The following is a 2039-nucleotide window of genomic DNA, read 5'->3' as shown; positions in this document are numbered from 1 at the left end:
GCTAAAAAATTTCGGAAATATGCCAGACATCTGGGCTGTTCCCAATCCATGTGCCTGCTGCTGATGCTAGAGTTTTTTGAGACTAATCAGTTATCACCCAAGGAAAGAATGGGGCCGCATATGCAAACCCTGGAACGCCTGGTCAAAAGAAGAATTAGTGCCTTGATCGCTATCGTTCGAGATATTGAAAAGCATCAGACCAAACCGACCGCACTTATGCTCCAAACACTTTTTGAAAATGATAATTCCCAGGAAACACAATCCGAAGAGCCGCAATTTAAAGAGCGTAAGTTTCAACAGCATTTGCCTGAAGAATACCCTCTCTTTAAAGAGAAGAAGTTTAATTCCTAAAGTCTCAATACTCAAGTTTAACCTATGTATATAAGCATATCCCCCCAGAAATCCGGTGGACATTATGCAAGCTCAAGTGCTGACTATGTCCGATACCTGGAAAAAGAAAATGAACACCGCCTGGATGAGGAGAAGGAAAACTTTTTTAATGCGAGCCATGATGATATTTTACCGGAAAGCGTGACCAAAGATATCGATGGGAATACCGCAAAATTGAAAACCTCCGAAGCCCGATTTTACGCGATCACGATTAATCCCAGTGCCCGGGAACTGGCAAATATTAGTACGAAGGATCAGCTAAAAGATTATACCCGAGAGCTTATGAAATCTTATGCAAGCTGTTTTAATCGTGAAATTGATGGAGGTGCTGTGCAGCCTTCGGATATTAAGTATTATGCGAAACTGGAAACCCAACGTTATTTTAAAGGAACTGACTGGCAGGTAAAAGAAAACCAGCCCTATGCGTCTCAAATATTAGCACTTAAAAATCAACAACGGAAAATTGATCGAGGAGAAGAGCAGGGGAGTATCACCAAACTTCAAAAGCAAATTGATCGCCTGGAACAACAGGCTCCGCATAAAATTAACGGACTACGCATTAGCCAGGGAATGGCCAAACCCGGAAACCAATCCCATATCCATATTATCGTTTCCCGAAAGGATGCTTCTAATCTTTATGGCCTTTCCCCTGGTAGTAAATACAAAGCCTCGGAAGTGATGATGAATGGTAAACTCGTAAAGCGAGGTTTTGACAGAGATCGCTTTTTTGCCTCCGCAGAAAAGATCTTCGATCAGAAATTCCAGTTCCAACGTAATTATGTAGAATCCTACGCCTCTCGAAAACTGTTTCTGAAGCAACCTAAATCCTATATGCAGCAACTGGCAAAACTGCCTACTGCGCAAAAGAAACTGGCGTTTCAGATTCTACGACAGTCCGGGCTTAGAATTCCTGCCATCCCTACCAATCAGGTGCAGCTTGCCATAAAAAGCTTTAACCAGCTTAGAAAGGGACTTAAAACCGCTATTAAATCCTCATCAATAGGCTATTAATATTCACTTAAATACTAAAAACTCATGATCGAAATCTTTCACCCCCTAATTATTCTCTCCACCTGCTGCATCGTAGGCGGATGTTTCTATGGACTACTGAAATTCTATACCGAAGGTTTTTGGATGAACTTCGGTATTCTCATTATGCTTGTGGCAACGCTGTTTTATTTTTTTCCATCCGATATGGAGCGGATTAAAATTATACTGCTTTATGCCTGCCCCTTACTCTTGCTCAATATTGTGCTCTATGTGTTTTTCGGTGCCGGGGAACTGGACACCCGATCGCCTAAAAAGTATAAAGTACGGTTCAAAACGACCAGCGGGAATTTCTATATTGATAATGTGCGTCGCGGTGTTTCCATTACCGGTTCAGCAGGATCCGGAAAAACAGAAAGCGTAGTCTTTCCTTTTTTAGAACATTTTCGAAAACATAATTTCTGTGGGGTAATCCATGATTATAAGGATTTTGAATTAACCGAAATGGCTTACCCGCTTTATAAGGATAGTGATATTCCGTTTTATATTATTTCATTCGACACCGTAGTCCATCGTGTGAATCCCATCGCAGCACGTTACCTGCCCAATGAAGAAAGTGTTAATGAAGTGGCCCGGGTGCTATTGGAAAACCTGTTGGAGCT

2 protein-coding genes and 1 pseudogene are annotated in these 2039 nt (G+C 41.7%); all 3 read left to right on the top strand.

Annotated elements, in window-relative coordinates; genetic code table 11:
• Positions 1 to 351 (top strand): BfmA/BtgA family mobilization protein (locus tag IIF7_RS20485; protein ID WP_084843544.1); only part of this gene is annotated, 351 nt, incomplete at its 5' end.
• Between the two features lie 24 nt (positions 352 to 375).
• A complete protein-coding gene (gene mobB / locus IIF7_RS20480) occupies positions 376 to 1401 on the top strand; it encodes a MobB family relaxase (protein ID WP_084843543.1) in 1026 nt (341 codons plus the stop codon).
• A gap of 24 nt (positions 1402 to 1425) precedes the next feature.
• Positions 1426 to 2039 (top strand): annotated as a pseudogene (locus IIF7_RS20935) (type IV secretory system conjugative DNA transfer family protein); the annotation flags it as partial.

Origin of the sequence: Zunongwangia atlantica 22II14-10F7, assembly GCF_002094855.1 — a bacterium.
Classification (GTDB): domain Bacteria; phylum Bacteroidota; class Bacteroidia; order Flavobacteriales; family Flavobacteriaceae; genus Zunongwangia; species Zunongwangia atlantica.
Note: the sequence above shows the minus strand (reverse complement) of the source record. Positions and strands in the feature narration are given on the sequence as shown.